Below are 16,901 nucleotides of genomic sequence, written 5' to 3'. Positions count from 1 at the left end.
GTCCATTTAGAGCGAGGTGTCACAGTATAAACCACGTTTTTAGGCCGGTAAATTTATCAGGTAAATACTGTTATTATTAAAAATTTGCGCGCTCTATAACCAGTATGGTTTGCGGTTATACACATGACCCAGCACTGCAAAAGTCAGAATGCTGGCATTGCCAGAGGGTTTTATCTATGCTGGATTATCGCTACGTGCGGTGCACAACTTGGTTCAATAACTCCAGCTTTGAGTCTGATATATTTTCCTCGAACCGTTCATATTGGAGGTCGTCTTGACTGTAGCCTCGCCTCAGCGCGTTTTGATTCTGGTGACAAGCGGTCCGAGCACACCAGCACGCTGCGCTGCGCCTTTTCATATCGCCACGCTGCTCGCTTGTATGGATGCCGAGGTAACCCTCTATCTGACGGGGGAAGCCGCTGACTTTGCATACCCCGGTGTTGCTGAGTCGGTGTTTCCTGAAGCCAATGGTGCGTCAGTCCTGCATTTTATTCGCCAAGCTAAGCAGATGGGCGTGCGCCTACTCTTGTGCCGTAAACCACCGAGGCTGGGGCAAACACATCTTGAAGAGCAGGTGTTGATTGATGAAGTGGACGACTTTGGTAGCGGCGGCGAACTGGCGACTATGATTCTTGAATACGAAAAGGTGCTTTCATTATGATACTCGATGGCATGACTTTTCCCGATGCGCTTTGGTATGCCCCCGAGCACAGTATGTGGCTGCGTGAGGAAAGCAACGGTGAAGTGACGCTGGGGTTGACCGATTACGGTGTGGCTTTGTTTGGTGATATCTTCGCCTTCACCCCTAAGCGGGTGGGCTTACATATCGATGTTGATCGTAGCTTGGGCGTGGTCGAGTTTGCTAAGGCGGCCGCGTCGGCAAAAAGCCCCATTGCTGGTACGGTGGTGGCGTACAACGAGCAGCTGTTGCGGCGTCCGGCGCTGATCAACCGAGATTGTTATGGTGAAGGTTGGATGATTCGCCTACGCCCCGACGACTGGGAAAGCGCTCGATTGTATTTGCTGCGCGGCGAAAAGGTGTTGGCAGCCTTTGCTGAGCAAGCGCAACAAGACGGTTTCGATCCGAGTGATGAAAGTGTTCAGGCGCTGAAGTTGAAAAACTAAGCAGAAAACAACTCGGCAGTGCGAAGTGGCGGAGGGCAGTGGGAGTCGAACCCACCTAGGAACGGCTGCCGTCCCCAACCGGATTTGAAGTCCGGCCACACCACCGGATGTGATTGCCCTCCGTAGCGCAATATACTAGCGTGATTTGATGCGCAACACTATGCTGTTTTCCTCGCGAATTCGTCGTTGATTAGCAAAGCGTCGTGTGACTCCAAGACGGTCAAGGTATTCCAGGAGTTGCACGCAGCGTTTGCGTCCCAATCCCAGCGCATCACGAAATGCCACCACCTCTAGAGTATTGTTGTTCTGGGCTAGGGTTATTGCACAGTGTGCCAGCTTTTCGATGGCGGGCTCTGAGTAAAATAAATCGCGTACGACCTGATGCAATTGTCCCAAACGTGCCAGTTTCAACAGCAGCGCCCGCACCTGAACTTCCTCGCAGCTTTCAAGGCGTGCGAGATCGCGCACCCAAGGCGGGTTAATATCACCGGCTTCGAGATGTGGCCACAGCTGGCTTTTTAAGACTTCTTCTTCAGCGTTTAAGCGCACCCGATAACCTGGCATATGCAGCCAAGGGCCGCTGGCCACTACGCTTGCATCGAGCAAGGCTTCATCCAGTAATGCCGTAAATACTGCTGGCTGTAGATAGGGGAGTCCGTAGCGACGCAGTCGGCTACGGTCGGGTCCGGGTTCGTCGGGTTGCTCTTGGTGAAAACGTGTTAATGCTTCGACGAGCGCTGATCGATGTTGTTGCCAAATGCTTTCAGCGAACAGGCGTGGTCCGCTACTGGTGTGTTTGCTGATTGTACTGTGTGGCAGCTGCCAGCCTTGTTGTGGGCGATTGAATTGACGCTCTAGATTTTCCGGCGCTAGACCGTTATCAGCAGCGCTGAGTAACACCGGCAGAGCATCTTCTAACCCGCCTTGTGTCAATGCTTGTAATTGGAGCAACCGTGCGGGTGTTCGGCGTTGACGGGTCGGTGCGGCTGGATCAAGCACAATGCCACCGCCGAGTGTGTGCCAAGCGGACTGGTCACGTAGCACCACTCGATCACCGTAGACCGCGTGCGTGTTGCCGTCGAGTACCAATTGTGCCAAGCCACTTGCGCCCGGAGATAGGCTGGTGTGTTGCAGAAGCGCGACGCGACCGGTCAAGCGCTGGGCACCTAAGTGCAGATGCACCGGCGTCCAGTGTTCCAACGGTCGAGATGCACTGGAGAGCAGGGTCAGGTGGATATCCAGGCGGCGGCTGGGGTTCAATAAGGCAGGGTGTAGCAACCAGTTGCCGCGCTGGATGTGCTCAGCTTTGAGTCGCTCGCCGGCCAGATTTAGCGCCACCCGCTGGCCTGCTTGAGCTTGCTCGGCGACGCGGTTCTGAGCGTGCAAGCCACGCACTCGTACGCGCTGATGGCTGCCGTTTATATCTGTCAAAAGCAGACTGTCGCCCACCGCAACGCGTCCAGCCAGCGCGGTGCCTGTGACGACGACGCCAGCACCTGAAACGCTGAAGGCGCGATCTACAGAGAGACGAAAATGATCGTTATCGGCGCGTAGTGCGATATCTCGGGCTTCTGTTAGTAGTCGCTCACGCAGTGCGCTAATGCCTTCGCCGGTAATATTTGAAAGGCTAAAAAAGGGCGCATTCGAGTAAGGACCAGATTGCAACAGCGCTTTTATATCTGCTTGTGCAGCAGCTTGGCGCTGCGTATCCACTCGGTCACATTTGCTCAGCACCACCCATAAACGCGGAATGCCCAGCAACGCAAGTATGGCGAGGTGCTCGCGGGTCTGCGGCATTACGCCGTCATCGGCGGCCACCACCAGCAGCGCCAGATCAACGCCGGCGGCACCGGCCAGCATGTTATGTACGAAGCGCTCATGGCCCGGCACGTCGATAAAACCCAAGGTTACTTCGCCGCCTAAATCCGCGTAGCGATAGCCTAAGTCGATGGTGATGCCTCGTTCCTGCTCCTGACGGCGACGATCGCCGGCATGACCGGTGAGCGCTTCCAGCAAGGCAGTTTTGCCGTGGTCGATGTGCCCTGCAGTAGCGATAATCATACTGGATTGACTTGCAAGGCTGGTAGCTGTTCTATGAACGCAGTTTCGTCGTCCAGTTGGCGCAGATCGAGCCATAAAGCGTTGTCATCAAGACGGCCGACTACGGCAATGGGCAGGGCACGAAACGCCGCCATCAACGTGGTCAGTGTGCGGTTGCGTTCTTTGCGGGCACCTTGCGGTCGAATGCACAGTGCGGCACTGGGCAGGCGGGCGATGGGTTGTGCGCCGCTGCCAATCATGCCGAGCGCCGCGCGTACCTCGACCTGCCAGTTTGAGCCTAAGTGTTGTGCTATAAGTGGCGCTAAGCGTTGCGCCTGCGCTTCGATGTCGGTTGCGGGTCGCGTCAGAATACGTAGGCTGGTAAGGCGCTCAGCCAAGCGGTCGGGGTCTTGGTAGAGACGCAGAACGGCCTCTAACGCGGCGAGGGTCAGTTTATCCACACGCAGTGCACGCTTGAGTGGGTGCGCTTTGATTCGATCAATCAGGTCGCGACGACCAACGATGATCCCTGCTTGCGGGCCACCGAGCAGCTTATCACCGCTAAAGGTGACGATATCCGCGCCGTCAGCCAGAGACTCCTGGACCAGCGGTTCGCGTGGCAAATCCCATTGAGCTAGATCGACTAAGCTGCCGCTGCCGAGGTCTTCCAGCAGCGGTAAGCCGTTATCATGGGCGATGATAGCCAGACGTTTGGTCGCCACGCTGGCGGTAAAGCCCTCAATACAATAGTTGCTGGGGTGTACCCGTAAGATCAGCCCAGTGTGATCGTTGATGGCTGTTTCGTAATCGTGGGGGTGGGTACGGTTGGTGGTACCAACCTCGCGCAGGATCACGCCGGCTTGGGCCATAATATCGGGAATACGAAAGGAGCCACCAATCTCGATCAGCTCGCCGCGCGAAATCACTGCCTCACGGCCTGCGCCGAGCGCGCTGAGCGCCAATAGCACAGCGGCGGCGTTATTGTTGACCACGGTCGCCGCTTCAGCACCGGTCAGCTCACATAGCAATTGTTCCACTAGGCTGTCGCGGTCACCGCGCTGGCCTGTGGTCAGATCAAACTCTAAATTGGTCGGGTGACGTGCCGCCAGAGTTATGGCTGTAATGGCTTCTTCTGGCAGCAAAGCGCGTCCTAGATTGGTGTGTAGCACTGTACCGGTGAGGTTGAACATGCGTCGCACGTTAGGGGTTTGATAGCGCTCTAATCGAGCAGCTACTGCGGACACCATCATCGTTTCTGTCAACATCTGCGGTAACAGCTCTTTACGGCGATAGATCTCTCCTAATTCGGCCAGATAGTCACGGACTACTTTACGCAACGACGAGCGGCCATGACGCTCTTGCAGAACCGCCATGCCGTGCGCGTTCAGAAGTTGCTCCACCGAAGGAGGGTGCGGTTGTTGCGCAGTATTCATTCGGTCATTTCCCCGCGTGACCTTCGCCACCTGGTGCCAGCAATAGATTGGGCGTACGGCGTTGCAAACCTTGGTCAGCCAAGCGGATATCTAGATCGAGGCTGGCTAGATCTGCCGTTACGGCTTCGCCGTTCGGAGCTATCTCTAGATAGAGCTGCTTCAGGTAGGTATGGCAATCGGGACAGGCTTCAGCCTTGATGCCGTACGGACTGTCGTCGAAATGCAAGTAGTCAAGTTCGCGCGTACTCTTACAGTGACTGCATTTCAGGCGCACGTAATGCCATTCAGTGGCACACAACGAGCACAGTAAGTAGCGCACACCGTCGATGGGGCGGCGCTGATGGACAACGCCAGCCACCGGCAATGAGCCGCAGCAGGGGCACTCGGTCTGATCTTCGCGCTCGCGAATGGCTTCGACATCAATCGCTTGCAACCAATGTTGCCAAGCGAGCTGTAAGGCGGCGCCAAGAAAAGGCACTAGCGCCTCAGGTACTTCGCTAAAGCGCCCACCGAGTAATGCGGTCGCCCAAATACGGCGCTGTTCGGTATCGGCCTGACGTAGTTGTTGCAGTGCAGTGAGCACTGCATCGGGTCGCTTTTCATCTTGTGTGGTGAAAGCCTCGAGCCAAGCGTCCAGCTGTGTTTGCCAGCCGCTGTCGTGAAGTAATGTATCCACTGCCAGTGGTGGCATATCATGCTCTAACGCGGCGCTAAGATTGGAGGCGTTGAGCTCAGGTAGATTGGGTGGTGCGTCAAGCACAGTCTGTTGTGCGCGGCAGACGCTGGCCAGCAAGCTTAGGTAAGCACTCATAGGATGGCCTTCGGATAAGCTATCAAGGCGCATCGCACGTTGGGCAAACAGATCGGTTGGGGGCAGTTGTACAAAGGGCGGAGTCATGGCCGCACTTTCGATCTCCCCAGGCTCGAGAATCTTGGATGACATGGGCTCGTTCCTTGTCTAGGTAGGCACGGTGGCCTGAATGGGCGTAGTTGAGGTAAAGCATACAACTAAATAGACAGCGCACAAGTGCGCTGTCTGACATTACAACCATTATACAAACGTACCGGTCAACCCGTGGTTTTTAAGGGACTGACCGGTGCGGGTTAACGCTCTTTGTTGCGCATTTCGTCATACCATAGTCGGTGATGTTTGCGCGCCCACGCTCGGCTCACTTTACCGTACAGCATCGCTCCCATCGAGCCTTTAACCCAGATGGCAGCATAGATGTGCACAGTGATGCTAGTGATTAGCACAAAGGCGAAAAACGCATGCAGCACACTGGCAAAGCGGATAAGGTCAATGGCGAAGAAACTGCTGAAGTACGCTCGCCAGATCACAATTCCGCTGATGAGTAACATCAGCATGCTGATCACCAGCGACCAGAATAGAAGCTTCTGGCCAGCGTTGTACTTACCCACAGGCGGCAAGTCTTCTTCGTGGTTAGTGACCACCTTACGCCACTGGGATAACCATTGACGATCGTGCGCCTTGATTCGGTTGCGACCGGCAAAGCGCAATGCCATTAAGACAAACAGGATAGACATTAACACCCCAATAAAGGGGTGCAGAATGCGCGTCCAAGTCCCACCGCCAAACAGATTGCTCAACCAGAACAACGCTGGATGGAAGAGTGCCAGACCCGATAGACTCGACAGGATAAATAGCAGAGCGACCGCCCAGTGATTGGAGCGTTCGTTGGCATTGTAGCGCTGTAGGTCTTGCTTCATGTCCTTATTCATGTCGTTCTCCTTCCGCGCGAGGGTCTCGGCGTTCGGCAGGGTCATAGTGCTCGACCGATGCTAACGGCGCATGGGTTTCCTCGTCGTCTTCGACGCGGTTAGGCCCGACCCGTACGTAATGAAAGAACCCTGTCAGCACCGTGGCCGCGACGGCCATCATTGCCAACGGTTTGGCCACGCCTTTCCATACGCCCACCATGGGGCTGATGGTCGGATTCTGAGGTAAGCCGCTGTAGAGCCCAGCTTTATCGGCATGGTGCAGCACATACATCACGTGGGTTCCGCCCACGCCTTGAGGGTCATAGAGTCCGGCGTTGTCAAAGCCGCGTCGATTCAGGTCGGCAATCCGCCAGTCAGCATGATCCTTCATATCCTGCTTGGTGCCGAAGACGATCGCCCCAGTTGGGCAGACCTTCACGCAGGCAGGCTCAAGGCCTACAGCCACCCGATCGGAGCACAGTGTGCATTTGTAAGCTTTGTTATCCTTTTTAGAGATGCGTGGTACGTCGAAGGGACAGCCCGTGATGCAGTAGCCGCAGCCGATGCAATGATCTTGGTTGAAGTCGACGATACCATTCGCATATTTGATGATCGCTCCCGGACTTGGGCAGGCCTTGAGGCAGCCAGGGTCTTCGCAGTGCATGCAGCCGTCCTTACGGATCAGCCATTCGAGGTCTTCATCGGTGGTTTCGTGTTCGGCGAAACGCATCACCGTCCAAGATTCAGCAGTCAAGTCGCTGGGGTTGTCGTACACCCCAACGTTGCTGCCGACCTCATCACGTAGATCATTCCATTCCGAACACGCCACTTGGCAAGCTTTGCAGCCGATGCACAATGTGGTGTCGATTAGTTTTGCCACCTCGTCGAGTTGCCGCACCGAGGGGCTCGCTGTAGTGGTCGCAGAGCGTGCGATTATGTCTTGAGTAGCCATGATTACACCCTCTCCACGTTAACTAGGAAGGATTTGTATTCCGGTGTATGGGTATTGCCGTCGCCGACAAAAGGCGTCAGCGTGTTAGTCAGGTAGCCGTTCTTGGCCACCCCGACAAATCCCCAGTGCAGCGGAATACCGACGTGATGCACGATCTTACCATCCACCATCAGCGGCCTGAGACGCTTGGTCACCACCGCTACTGCTTCGATATAGCCACGGTTGGATGACACCCGTACCCGATCACCGGCCTTAATGCCCAGTTCGCCAGCCATTACCGCGCCGAGTTCGACAAACTGTTGTGGCTGCATGATCGCGTTGATCCGGCTGTGCTTGGTCCAGAAGTGAAAGTGCTCCGTGAGTCGATACGTTGTCGCCGCATACGGAAATTCATCGGCGGTGCCAAATACCTGCATATCGTTACGGAAAACACGTGCCGCTGGGTTACTGGTCACGCCCGGGGAGTCTGGGTGCAGCGGGTTGCGACTGATGGGCGTCTCAAACGGTTCATAGTGCTCGGGGAACGGACCTTCGGCCATGTTGCCACGAGCGAAGAAACGCGCCACGCCTTCTGGGTTCATGATAAACGGGTTCATTTTGTCTTCCGGTGCTGAGGTCACCGCAAAGTCGGGGACATCGGTACCGGTCCACTTGCTGCCATCCCACCATACCAAACGCTTGTCTTTATCGTTCCAAGGCTTGCCTGATGGGTCCGCCGAGGCACGGTTGTAAAGGATGCGACGGTTAGCCGGCCAAGACCAAGCCCAGCCCAAGGTCTGTCCCATATCATAAGGGTCAGAGTTGTCGCGCCGCGCCATCTGGTTACCTGCTTCCGTCCAAGAGCCGCAGAATAACCAGCAACCACTGGAGGTGCTACCGTCATCGCGTAGCTGGCTAAATCCTGCCAGTTGCTGCCCGGCACGCAGGAGTAACTCTCCTGTTTTAGGGTCTTTGAGGTCGACCAGCGCTTTGCCGTTGTACTCTTTGGCAATTTCCTCTGGTGCGGGTTCATCGGGACGCAGATACGACCAATCCAGATTCATAATCGGATCTGGGAAGGCTCCACCTTCGCTCTTATAAAGGGCGCGCAGACGATGGAATAAACCGCCCATAATAGCGACGTCAGTGCGTGCTTCGCCCGGTGGTTCGCCGCCTTTCCAGTGCCACTGCAACCAACGACTGCTGTTGACCAGTGAGCCGTCTTCTTCAGCGAAGCAGGTGGTCGGCAAGCGGAACACCGTGGTTTGAATGCTGGCAGTATCGACATCGTTGTATTCATCGACATGTTTCCAAAACTCTGAGGTTTCGGTGACCAGTGGGTCCATGATGACCAGGTATTTTAGTCGCGCCAATCCTGCGCCAACCTTGGCCTTGTTGGGGAACGCGGCAATCGGGTTGAAACCTTGACAGAAGTAACCGTTGACCTTGCCTTCGTACATCATGTCGAAGTATTTCAACACGTCATACATTGGCTCATCGAGTTTGGGTAGCCAGTCGTATCCCCAGTTATTTTCTTCGGTGACTGCATCGCCGTACCATGCCTTCATCAGACTGACATGGAAGCGACCATAGTGTTGCCAATACGACATTTGTCCAGGGCGCAGTGCTTGAGGAGCGCGCTTGGCAATATAGGCATCGTAATCCTGTTCGTTATCACGCGGCAGAGTTAGATAGCCCGGCAGCAGATTGGAGAGCAAGCCTAAATCGGTCAAACCCTGAATATTGGAGTGGCCGCGCAGGGCGTTCACACCGCCGCCTGGCATACCGATATTGCCCAGCAGCAGTTGCAGCATGGCACCGGCACGAATCATCTGCGAGCCAACCGAGTGTTGAGTCCAGCCTAGCGCATAGAGGATGGTCATGGTCTTGCCAGGCACTGCAGTCTCAGCAATATGATCCCATATTTGCATCATGCGCTTGAGCGGTGTACCGCAGATACCACTGACCATTTCTGGCGTATAACGACTGTAGTGTTTTTTCAGCAGTTGATAGACACAACGTGGATGCTTGAGGGTCATATCGATCTTGGCATGACCGTTTTCGTCAAGTTCGTAGTCCCAGTCGCTCTTGTCCGGATAGCTGCGCGAATCCGCGTCATAACCGTTGAATAAACCATCTGCAAAAGAAAAGTTTTCCTTTACGATAAACGGCATGTCGGTGTAGTTACGCACGTATTCGTGCTGAATCTGATCGGTTTCCAGTAAATAACGAATCAAACCACCCAAGAAAGCGATATCCGTGCCGGTACGAATCGGCGCGTAGACATCGGCCAAGGAGGCGGTGCGAGTAAAGCGCGGATCAACCACCAATAGCTTGGCTTGGTTATGCGCTTTGGCTTCAGTGACCCACTTAAAACCGCACGGGTGCGCTTCTGCGGCATTGCCGCCCATCACTAACACCAGATTGGCGTTCTTGATGTCGCTCCAGTGATTGGTCATGGCTCCACGGCCAAACGTCGGGGCAAGACCTGCCACCGTCGGACCGTGTCAAACGCGCGCCTGGTTGTCGAAACCCAGAATACCCAGCGAACGTACCACTTTGTGCGTCATATAACCGGCTTCGCTGGATGCCGCTGACGCGGCTAGGAAACCTGTGGTCAACCAACGGTTGACGGTTTGCCCAGCGTCATTTTTTTCAATGAAGTTGGCATCACGATCATCTTTCATTAAGCGCGTAATACGGGTCAGGGCATCGTCCCAACTGAGACGTTTCCACTCGTTGCTGCCTGCTTCGCGCACTTGCGGATATTGCAGGCGGTTGGGGCTGCGAATAAAGTCAATCAAACCTGCGCCCTTTGGACACAAGGTGCCACGGTTAACGGGGTGGTCAGCGTCACCTTCAATGTGAAAGATCTCCTGGCTGACGTTTTTTCCACCGCTGCCGCGACTATACATAATGAGACCGCAGCCCACCGAGCAGTAGGGACAGGTGTTACGCGACTCTTTAGTGTTGGCTAGCTTGAAATGGCGAGCAGATTCGGCAAATGCCGGTTCTGGTGCCATACCGAGCGCGGCAAGACTGGATGCGGCTATTCCCACTCCGCAAAACTTGAAAAACTCCCGACGGTTAATATCCATCGTGATCACCTCCTCTTATGCTTCGGAACGATTGCAACTGGCGCTTTTTAATTAAGCAACTGGCCGACAAACAACCGCAAGCAAACCGGAAAAATAGGCCAACCGCACAATGGCGGTGGGCCGAGTATGTATTGACAAAAATCAGGCAAATACTCATACCTTGATCGACGTTAGCAGACGAAAGGTTTTTTACTACTCGCTCAATCAGCTAAATATATATTTCTTAATTTAAATCAAGAATATGTTACGGACGCGATGATCTGGCAGGCCTCAGGGTTACGGGCGCTGCTGAATGCGTTTTATTGTTTAAAAATGACTGTTTTTGCTTTAAATGAGAGGGCGCTAACAAGAAATGCGATGCTGCATTATGCGAAAGTTTGCTCGAGGGCTATCGCGGATATGACCTAGGGGTAGGGCTGCTGAAATCGGCTCAAGGCGACCTGTCTAAATAGACATGGCCGCTGTTACAGGGGCTGTGGTGGTTTATTTGCACAGGTGTCGCTGCAGTACTTTATTTATGCTTTAGGGCTGCTGGACGCTATAACTTAATCGGTACAGCAGGGCGCCAATGGCCTCGTTAAGTAAGGCTGTGTTGTGCCACATTGCTTTACTTTCTGGCATCCAGCCGTTGAGTGGGCGCTCGTTGGCTCCACTTAAAAAGCCAACAGGTGCACTAACCACTTCAAAACCAAACTGCTCGTAACTCCAGCGCGAGCGCGGCATATGCCAAGCATCAGTCACTAATACCACACGTTTAATACCTTCGGCTTGGAGCATTTGCGCGGTGTATTGCGCGTTTTCCCAAGTGGTGCGGCTTTCACCTTCCAGCCAGCGCGCCGTAACAGCAAAATCTTGCTGCAAACTATCCGCCATAATCTGCGCTTCACTGGGCGGATGACCGTAATGTAAGCCACCAGAGAGCAATACCGGCAACTGTGAAGCTTTGGCTAAACGAGCGGCATAACGCAGGCGTTGCATGGCCATCAATGACGGTTGGTCGCTCTGCCAAGCGGGATCGTTGACTTCACGACCGCCGCCGAGCACAACAATGGCATCGGCGTGCTGCTGTAAGGTTGACCATTGTTGGTATGGCAGCGCTGCTTCCGTTTCCAATGCGCGCGCGGCATACTCAACAGTAATCGGCAAACTTATTATATAAAACGTACTGATGCTGATAATAAAACTTGCTAGGGCTAATTTTGGCCAGCGTTTACGTAAAAAGAACGCACACAGCAGTAGTAATAAGAGGCTACTGGGTGGAAAGGCCAGTTGCTTGATAATATAGCGCCAAGTCATGTTCGCACTCTAAGGATGTTGTTGTAAGAATTCATAGTGTGCCTCTATCTTAATTTAGAAGACATCTATCGGTGCACTGCTTGACCCTAGCGTGTTGGCTGGGCATGCTTTGTACCACTATTTTAAATCAGTCTTGAGTATTAGTGATGAAACCAGAAACGATTGCGATCCATGTTGGCTACAGTTCTGACCCAACTACCAAGTCGGCTGCTGTGCCTATTTATCAAACGACTTCATATACGTTTGATGATACTCAGCACGGTGCTGATTTATTTGATCTAAAAGTACCCGGTAATATTTATACGCGTATCACCAATCCAACTAACGATATTTTAGAAAAGCGTGTTGCTGCTTTAGAAGGTGGGGTCGCTGCGTTAGCGATGGCATCGGGTATGGCGGCGATTACCGCAACTATTCAGACGATTGCTGAAGTGGGCGATAATATCGTTTCCGTGGCCAAGTTGTATGGTGGTACGTACAACTTATTTGCCCATACTTTGCCACGCCAAGGTTTAGAAGTACGCTTCGCACCGCACGATGATCTGGCGGCATTGGAAGCAATGATTGATGACAAAACGAAAGGCGTTTTCTGTGAAAGTATTGGTAACCCAGCGGGTAATATCGTTGACATCCAAGCCTTAGCTGATATTGCCCATCGTCATGGTGTGCCGTTGATTGTTGATAATACGGTTGCGACCCCTGTGCTGTGTCGTCCGATTGACTACGGTGCCGATATCGTTATTCACGCGCTGACTAAGTATATGGGTGGCCACGGTACAACCATTGCTGGTGCTATTGTTGACTCAGGTAAATTCCCTTGGGCTGAGCACAAAGAGCGCTTCCCTCTATTAAACACGCCAGATGTGTCTTACCACGGTGTTGTTTACACCAAAGACTTCGGCGCTGCGGCCTTTATTGCCCGTTGCCGTGTGGTGCCATTGCGTAATATGGGGGCGGCGCTATCACCCTTTAATGCGTTTTTAATTATGCAGGGCATGGAGACACTGTCGCTGCGGATGGAGCGTCACTGTGAAAATGCGCAAAAAGTTGCTGAGTTCTTAGAGGCTCACCCGCAAGTGGCATGGGTGCAGTATGCCGGTCTGCCAAACCACCCTGATCACGCTTTGGCGCAAAAATACATGGGCGGTAAGCCGTCTTCAATTTTATGCTTTGGTATTCACGGCGGCCAAGCGGCTGGTGCTAAGTTTATTGATGCGTTGCAGATGTTCTACCGTTTGGTGAATATTGGTGATGCTAAATCATTGGCGTGTCACCCCGCGACCACTACCCATCGTCAATTGACTGAAGAAGAAATGACCAAGGCCGGTGTGAGTCTCGACCTGATTCGCTTGTCGATTGGTATTGAGCACATCGATGATATTTTAGCCGACTTAACTCAAGCGCTAAAAGCCTCTGAGTAACGGTCCTTGCGCGCAAACGAGTGTGCCGTTTGCGCGCCTCTTTTGATTGTCAAAAAGGAATGCACATTTATGCAGCATATTATGGTTGCCCATGACCTCAGTGATAACGCGCAGATTGCTTTGCGCCGAGGCGTGCAGCTGGCCCAGCAGCATCAGGCACGATTGAGTGTGATCTATGTTTTAGAAGATCACTTACCGATGGCCGTGTTAGAAAAACAGATGCTAGCAGCGGATGCTTTGCTGTCTCAGCAATTGCAGGATTGTGATGCGGGGAATGCGCAAGTTTTGATTAAAATGGGCCGCCCAGCACAGACGATTGTTGCCGCGCAAAAAGCCCACAGCGTTGATTTTATGGTGATGGGAGATCATCACCAGGATTCGCCTGAGTACTTTTCTGGTACCACGCTAGAGCGCGTTTTACAGCGTAGCGCCGTCCCTGTGTTGTTGGCGATTGAAGCGAATGTCAGCTCTTATCAACGAGCGCTGGTGCCCTTGGATTTTTCTTTGTGTGCCTGCCATGCGCTGCACCATGTGTTTAAGTTATTGCCTCATAGCGCATCTATCCATGCCTTGCATGTGCTGGAAATGGCGGAAGTGCATGGTTTTGACAGTGACTCAGAGATATCATGGCAGACGTCTTTGTTTGATCAGTTGGTGATGGATGAGCGAGCCAAATTACCCGAGCGTGGCCCGCAGATCAGTCATGAGCTACGCCAAGGTGAGCTGCATAATTGTTTGGCGCAAGTGATTACTGAACAACAACCGCAGATTTTGGCTATTGGTAAGCATGGGCGTGGTGTTTTGGCCGATGCCTTGCTCGGCAGTTTGGCGCAACACTTTTTAGAACACCCCCCTTGTGATGTGTTGGTGGTGAAGTAATGCCTGCGCTGAGCAGCTCTGCTCAGCGTTATCTGTGTTGCAGCTACCTGTCAGCGGTAGCTGCTTAGCATTGCCTCAATCGCTTTGCGCAGCGCCTCTTCACTGGTTTGCCCTTGTTGATCGCTGCTAACGGTGCTTTGCGTACGCCATACCGACTGCTGTGTTTGTGCATCAGAGAAGGAAAGAGTCAGCTGCTGATAGTACTCAGTGTAGCTGCGCGATCGCAACGGAATATTAACGCCAATCCCAGAGTAGCGATGACGATCATAATACGGGTCGCCATGTCCGAAGCCGTAGCCATAGTTCGCTGATGGGAAATCATCATATTCGCGACGTTCATGCTGGCGCTGTCTGCTCGTGAGCTGCACGTGCAGTTGGCACTGTTCGGCAGAAGCTGCTGGGCGCAAACCATGTTGTTCCAGTTGCTCAGCTAAAATACGCTGGGCAACATTATCAGTACTGGCGATTGGCGCTGGAATGGCGTATTGATTGTGCCAGCACCAGTAGTTGTAGGCTTTATTATTGATCTTGGCAGGGTAAGCGCTGGCATCAAAATGTGTTGCGGCAGCCGCCGGTGCCGGTGGTAACGGCAGGCTTTCGCCGGGGTAAGGATTGCTTGCTTGGCAGCCGACTAATAGTAGCGCTGCAGCACTGGGTAGTAGATAACGAAGCATCATGTGCCTCCTAGGAGACTGAGTCATAATGAGTCTACTGTGATCGTGCGCGGCTGGCAAAGCCAATGCAGATAGCGTCCTAAACCTGATAAGGCGGGATGACGGCGATAGCTCAGTTCGGTGCTAATCAACTCTTCTGCTGCGATTTTCTGGCGAAACTGTGGCGGCATATAATCGTGAAAGACACGAATACCGCTACGCTGTTGGATCTGCCAGAGAGGCGCCACTTGAGCAGCTAACTCACGTGGATCGAGCGGTTGTTGCGGGGTCAGGCCACCGGCATCACCGGTAAAGCGTTGTTGGCTGAGTTTACGTAAATTGCCCTTGATCAGGTTCTGTAAGATCAGGCCATCTTTGTTGTAAAACGCCAACGATAGCCAACCGTCAGCGGTGGTGAGTCGATGTAGTGCCGCTAAAATAGCGCTGGGCTCGGCGAGCCATTCCAGTACTGCATGACACAGCACTAGATCATAAGGACGGTGTTCTTGCTGGGCAAAACTTTGCCAGTCCGCATGAATAAAGGTCGCAGGGCATTGTGCGTTAGCAAAACGTTGCTGTGCTGTTTCCAGCATGGCTAACGCCGGTTCTACTAAAGTGACGTGATGACCTTGTTCAGCCAGCCACAGCGACATATGGCCTAAGCCTGCGCCAATATCTAAAACGCGCAATGGACGCTGCGGTAAAACCTCATTAAGGTCGGCTTGCAGCACCGCTAAACGAATCGCGCCTTTATTGCTACCGTAAATTTTTTGCGCAAAACGAATGGCAAGCTCATCAAAGTGCTGATCGTGCATAGGATTACTCTTTAAAATGTCGCGCACCTTAGCAAGGTTGCGTGTGGCGCCGCAAACAAAAAGCCATTGTTGACGGTGCATAGGTTCTTAGTCGATCGGTTAGGATGGTATGGCGCTACACGCTACGCTTATTTTTTAGGCTTATCTTTTAACGGGCACTCGGGCCGCACTCCGTAGTCGTTTTTCTCGCATGGATTCACTCGACGCTTATCGTTTAAAGTGATTTGGCGTAAGTGAAAAGGTTGTGCAGGCGTGCGTTCGAGCACCGCTCCTTGCTGGTTGATGATTTCTACAGCCAGTAGATGGGTGCCACGATTGAGATCTTTAAGAGGGAAAACTGGGCTGCGCGTCGGCTCGCCGACAGCTTCACCATCTAGCAGTAAACGGTAATGATGTCCTTCAAGTAACGCTGGTTCGCTGTTAACTGTGACAATCAGTTGTCGATTATTTGCGCGAATTGTAGCATTGGGTTCGGGTACCAAAATGCGTAATAACTGATACTGCACTGGCAGCGGCTCAAGAGATTCTTGATAGACCGGCGGCGCTGTTATCACTGGGGGAGCGGGGACTTGATTTGTGGGCTTAAGATTAAGTGTTTCGGTACGTTGATGTTTGGGCGGTTGATCGGTAAACACCCGCGCTCCATTCGCATCGATATAGGTATAAATAGCGGCTGAGGTGAGCGGCGCCACACAGAGTAAAAGTACACCGAATAGAGCGCTCAGTTTCATAGTTTAGGGCGCGGTGAAGGTTTAGGTTGGAATGCCGGGCTACCGGTATGTACACGTTGCACGCTTAAGGTTTGTTCATCACTGCGTTGCAGTACTTGCTCACCGGCTAATACCTGAACTGCAAGACGATGCTCGCCACGTGCAAGGTTTGTCACCTGTATGCTGGTCGCGGCACTCGCCGTACCGTAGGCTTGGCCGTCAACCAACAGTTGTAAACGATGTGGACTGACAAGGTCTGGGATGATTGTAACCTGGACGGTAAAGTTACCGTTGTTGGCACGCAACGCTTCGGCGTCAGGCAACCCTATGAGCTGTAATTGGCTGTAAGGCCCTGCTTGATCTGATGCATCACTGTTGTCGGTATCAGATTGTCCGTTTGTTGCTCGATTGGTTGAGGAGGGCAGGCTATTAATCGTCTGCAGCTCAACACTATTGGCATCGGCGCCGAGTGGCGGCCGGTCAGTGTAAACAAGGTTGCCTTTCGCGTCGGTATATTGATAAATCTGTGCAGTAACAGGTAATGCTGCAGCGAGCATGATTGTAGCCAAGACAAGGCGCATAACCCACTCCTTTTAATGTGTGTGTAAGCCTTGCACGCTCGGCATACTTAGGCAAGTGTTTCGCTGGTCAGTGCTGCAAAAGAGCTAGCAATCCTTGCCCATTTAAATATTCTATCGGTGACTAATAAAAAAATGAATTGTGCCTCTGTGCCGCGTACACTATAAAACATTATGCTTTGCTGGTTTAATTGTTGCTTATT

General features: G+C 53.0%; 14 protein-coding genes, 1 tRNA gene and 2 pseudogenes. 4 read left to right on the top strand and 13 right to left on the bottom strand.

All coding sequences use genetic code 11. The annotated features are described in order from the left end of the window. The first annotated feature begins 274 nt into the window (after positions 1-274). Positions 275-661, top strand: coding sequence for a DsrE family protein (locus JYJ62_RS05525; protein ID WP_205341194.1), 387 nt, complete (start codon positions 275-277; stop codon positions 659-661). Continuing rightward, positions 658-1,125 carry a glycine cleavage system protein H gene (locus JYJ62_RS05520; protein WP_205341193.1) on the top strand — a complete coding sequence of 156 codons (468 nt, stop codon included), beginning with the start codon at positions 658-660 and terminating at the stop codon, positions 1,123-1,125. Before JYJ62_RS05525 ends, JYJ62_RS05520 begins: the two co-directional genes overlap by 4 nt. Before the next feature lie 26 nt (positions 1,126-1,151). On the opposite strand, the gene JYJ62_RS05515 is transcribed toward JYJ62_RS05520, so the two are convergent. From JYJ62_RS05515 to JYJ62_RS05480, 8 genes are all read right to left on the bottom strand, one after another. Beyond that, a tRNA-Sec gene (locus JYJ62_RS05515) sits at positions 1,152-1,247 on the bottom strand. 13 nt (positions 1,248-1,260) lie between these two features. After that, a complete protein-coding gene (selB, locus tag JYJ62_RS05510; protein ID WP_205341192.1) occupies positions 1,261-3,186 on the bottom strand; it encodes a selenocysteine-specific translation elongation factor in 1,926 nt (641 codons plus the stop codon). Continuing rightward, positions 3,183-4,598: an L-seryl-tRNA(Sec) selenium transferase gene (selA, locus tag JYJ62_RS05505; protein WP_205341191.1), complete on the bottom strand. Its 1,416-nt coding sequence runs from the start codon at positions 4,596-4,598 to the stop codon at positions 3,183-3,185. Before selA ends, selB begins: the two co-directional genes overlap by 4 nt. Before the next feature lie 4 nt (positions 4,599-4,602). Continuing rightward, positions 4,603-5,541 carry a formate dehydrogenase accessory protein FdhE gene (fdhE, locus tag JYJ62_RS05500; protein WP_205341190.1) on the bottom strand — a complete coding sequence of 313 codons (939 nt, stop codon included), beginning with the start codon at positions 5,539-5,541 and terminating at the stop codon, positions 4,603-4,605. Between the two features lie 161 nt (positions 5,542-5,702). Then, the gene (locus tag JYJ62_RS05495; RefSeq protein WP_205341329.1) at positions 5,703-6,326 is read right to left on the bottom strand and encodes a formate dehydrogenase subunit gamma; all 624 of its coding nucleotides are present in this window, start codon (positions 6,324-6,326) and stop codon (positions 5,703-5,705) included. A 4-nt stretch (positions 6,327-6,330) separates the two neighbouring features. Then, complete coding sequence (gene fdxH / locus JYJ62_RS05490) at positions 6,331-7,269, bottom strand: formate dehydrogenase subunit beta (RefSeq protein ID WP_205341189.1); 939 nt, start codon at positions 7,267-7,269, stop codon at positions 6,331-6,333. Positions 7,270-7,271: 2 nt separating this feature from the next. Then, the gene (fdnG, locus tag JYJ62_RS05485; RefSeq protein WP_205341188.1) at positions 7,272-10,346 is read right to left on the bottom strand and encodes a formate dehydrogenase-N subunit alpha; all 3,075 of its coding nucleotides are present in this window, start codon (positions 10,344-10,346) and stop codon (positions 7,272-7,274) included. A 522-nt stretch (positions 10,347-10,868) separates the two neighbouring features. Next, complete coding sequence (locus JYJ62_RS05480; RefSeq protein WP_205341187.1) at positions 10,869-11,642, bottom strand: YdcF family protein; 774 nt, start codon at positions 11,640-11,642, stop codon at positions 10,869-10,871. A gap of 146 nt (positions 11,643-11,788) precedes the next feature. Between JYJ62_RS05480 and JYJ62_RS05475 the strand changes: the two genes are divergently transcribed. Continuing rightward, positions 11,789-13,063, top strand: coding sequence for a bifunctional O-acetylhomoserine aminocarboxypropyltransferase/cysteine synthase (locus JYJ62_RS05475; protein ID WP_205341186.1), 1,275 nt, complete (start codon positions 11,789-11,791; stop codon positions 13,061-13,063). A 69-nt stretch (positions 13,064-13,132) separates the two neighbouring features. Beyond that, positions 13,133-13,942 carry a universal stress protein gene (locus tag JYJ62_RS05470; protein WP_205341185.1) on the top strand — a complete coding sequence of 270 codons (810 nt, stop codon included), beginning with the start codon at positions 13,133-13,135 and terminating at the stop codon, positions 13,940-13,942. A gap of 50 nt (positions 13,943-13,992) precedes the next feature. On the opposite strand, the gene JYJ62_RS05465 is transcribed toward JYJ62_RS05470, so the two are convergent. The 5 genes and pseudogenes from JYJ62_RS05465 to JYJ62_RS15945 form a co-directional block, all read right to left on the bottom strand. Then, positions 13,993-14,619, bottom strand: coding sequence for a DUF4136 domain-containing protein (locus JYJ62_RS05465; protein WP_205341184.1), 627 nt, complete (start codon positions 14,617-14,619; stop codon positions 13,993-13,995). 20 nt (positions 14,620-14,639) lie between these two features. After that, complete coding sequence (locus JYJ62_RS05460; protein WP_205341183.1) at positions 14,640-15,410, bottom strand: methyltransferase domain-containing protein; 771 nt, start codon at positions 15,408-15,410, stop codon at positions 14,640-14,642. A 128-nt stretch (positions 15,411-15,538) separates the two neighbouring features. Then, positions 15,539-16,141, bottom strand: coding sequence for a DUF4124 domain-containing protein (locus JYJ62_RS05455; RefSeq protein WP_205341182.1), 603 nt, complete (start codon positions 16,139-16,141; stop codon positions 15,539-15,541). A gap of 47 nt (positions 16,142-16,188) precedes the next feature. Further along, positions 16,189-16,281 (bottom strand): annotated as a pseudogene (locus JYJ62_RS15950) (DUF4124 domain-containing protein); the annotation flags it as partial. A gap of 255 nt (positions 16,282-16,536) precedes the next feature. Next, positions 16,537-16,677: pseudogene (locus JYJ62_RS15945) on the bottom strand (DUF4124 domain-containing protein); the annotation flags it as partial. Positions 16,678-16,901 lie beyond the last annotated feature (224 nt).

This window comes from Denitrificimonas caeni, assembly GCF_905120345.1.
In the GTDB taxonomy this organism is placed as follows: domain Bacteria; phylum Pseudomonadota; class Gammaproteobacteria; order Pseudomonadales; family Pseudomonadaceae; genus Denitrificimonas; species Denitrificimonas caeni_A.
The sequence above is the reverse complement of the archived record's forward strand: the minus strand, read 5'-3'. Positions and strand labels throughout refer to the sequence as shown.

What these genes read in the sequence shown, in the direction of transcription:
- JYJ62_RS05520 (WP_205341193.1), top strand. Translation starts at nt 658, where the DNA reads ATGATACTCGATGGCATGACTTTTCCCGATGCGCTTTGGTATGCCCCC.
- selB (WP_205341192.1), bottom strand. Translation starts at nt 3,186, where the DNA reads ATGATTATCGCTACTGCAGGGCACATCGACCACGGCAAAACTGCCTTG.
- selA (WP_205341191.1), bottom strand. Translation starts at nt 4,598, where the DNA reads ATGAATACTGCGCAACAACCGCACCCTCCTTCGGTGGAGCAACTTCTG.
- fdhE (WP_205341190.1), bottom strand. Translation starts at nt 5,541, where the DNA reads ATGTCATCCAAGATTCTCGAGCCTGGGGAGATCGAAAGTGCGGCCATG.
- JYJ62_RS05495 (WP_205341329.1), bottom strand. Translation starts at nt 6,326, where the DNA reads ATGAAGCAAGACCTACAGCGCTACAATGCCAACGAACGCTCCAATCAC.
- fdxH (WP_205341189.1), bottom strand. Translation starts at nt 7,269, where the DNA reads ATGGCTACTCAAGACATAATCGCACGCTCTGCGACCACTACAGCGAGC.
- JYJ62_RS05480 (WP_205341187.1), bottom strand. Translation starts at nt 11,642, where the DNA reads ATGACTTGGCGCTATATTATCAAGCAACTGGCCTTTCCACCCAGTAGC.
- JYJ62_RS05475 (WP_205341186.1), top strand. Translation starts at nt 11,789, where the DNA reads ATGAAACCAGAAACGATTGCGATCCATGTTGGCTACAGTTCTGACCCA.
- JYJ62_RS05470 (WP_205341185.1), top strand. Translation starts at nt 13,133, where the DNA reads ATGCAGCATATTATGGTTGCCCATGACCTCAGTGATAACGCGCAGATT.
- JYJ62_RS05465 (WP_205341184.1), bottom strand. Translation starts at nt 14,619, where the DNA reads ATGATGCTTCGTTATCTACTACCCAGTGCTGCAGCGCTACTATTAGTC.
- JYJ62_RS05460 (WP_205341183.1), bottom strand. Translation starts at nt 15,410, where the DNA reads ATGCACGATCAGCACTTTGATGAGCTTGCCATTCGTTTTGCGCAAAAA.
- JYJ62_RS05455 (WP_205341182.1), bottom strand. Translation starts at nt 16,141, where the DNA reads ATGAAACTGAGCGCTCTATTCGGTGTACTTTTACTCTGTGTGGCGCCG.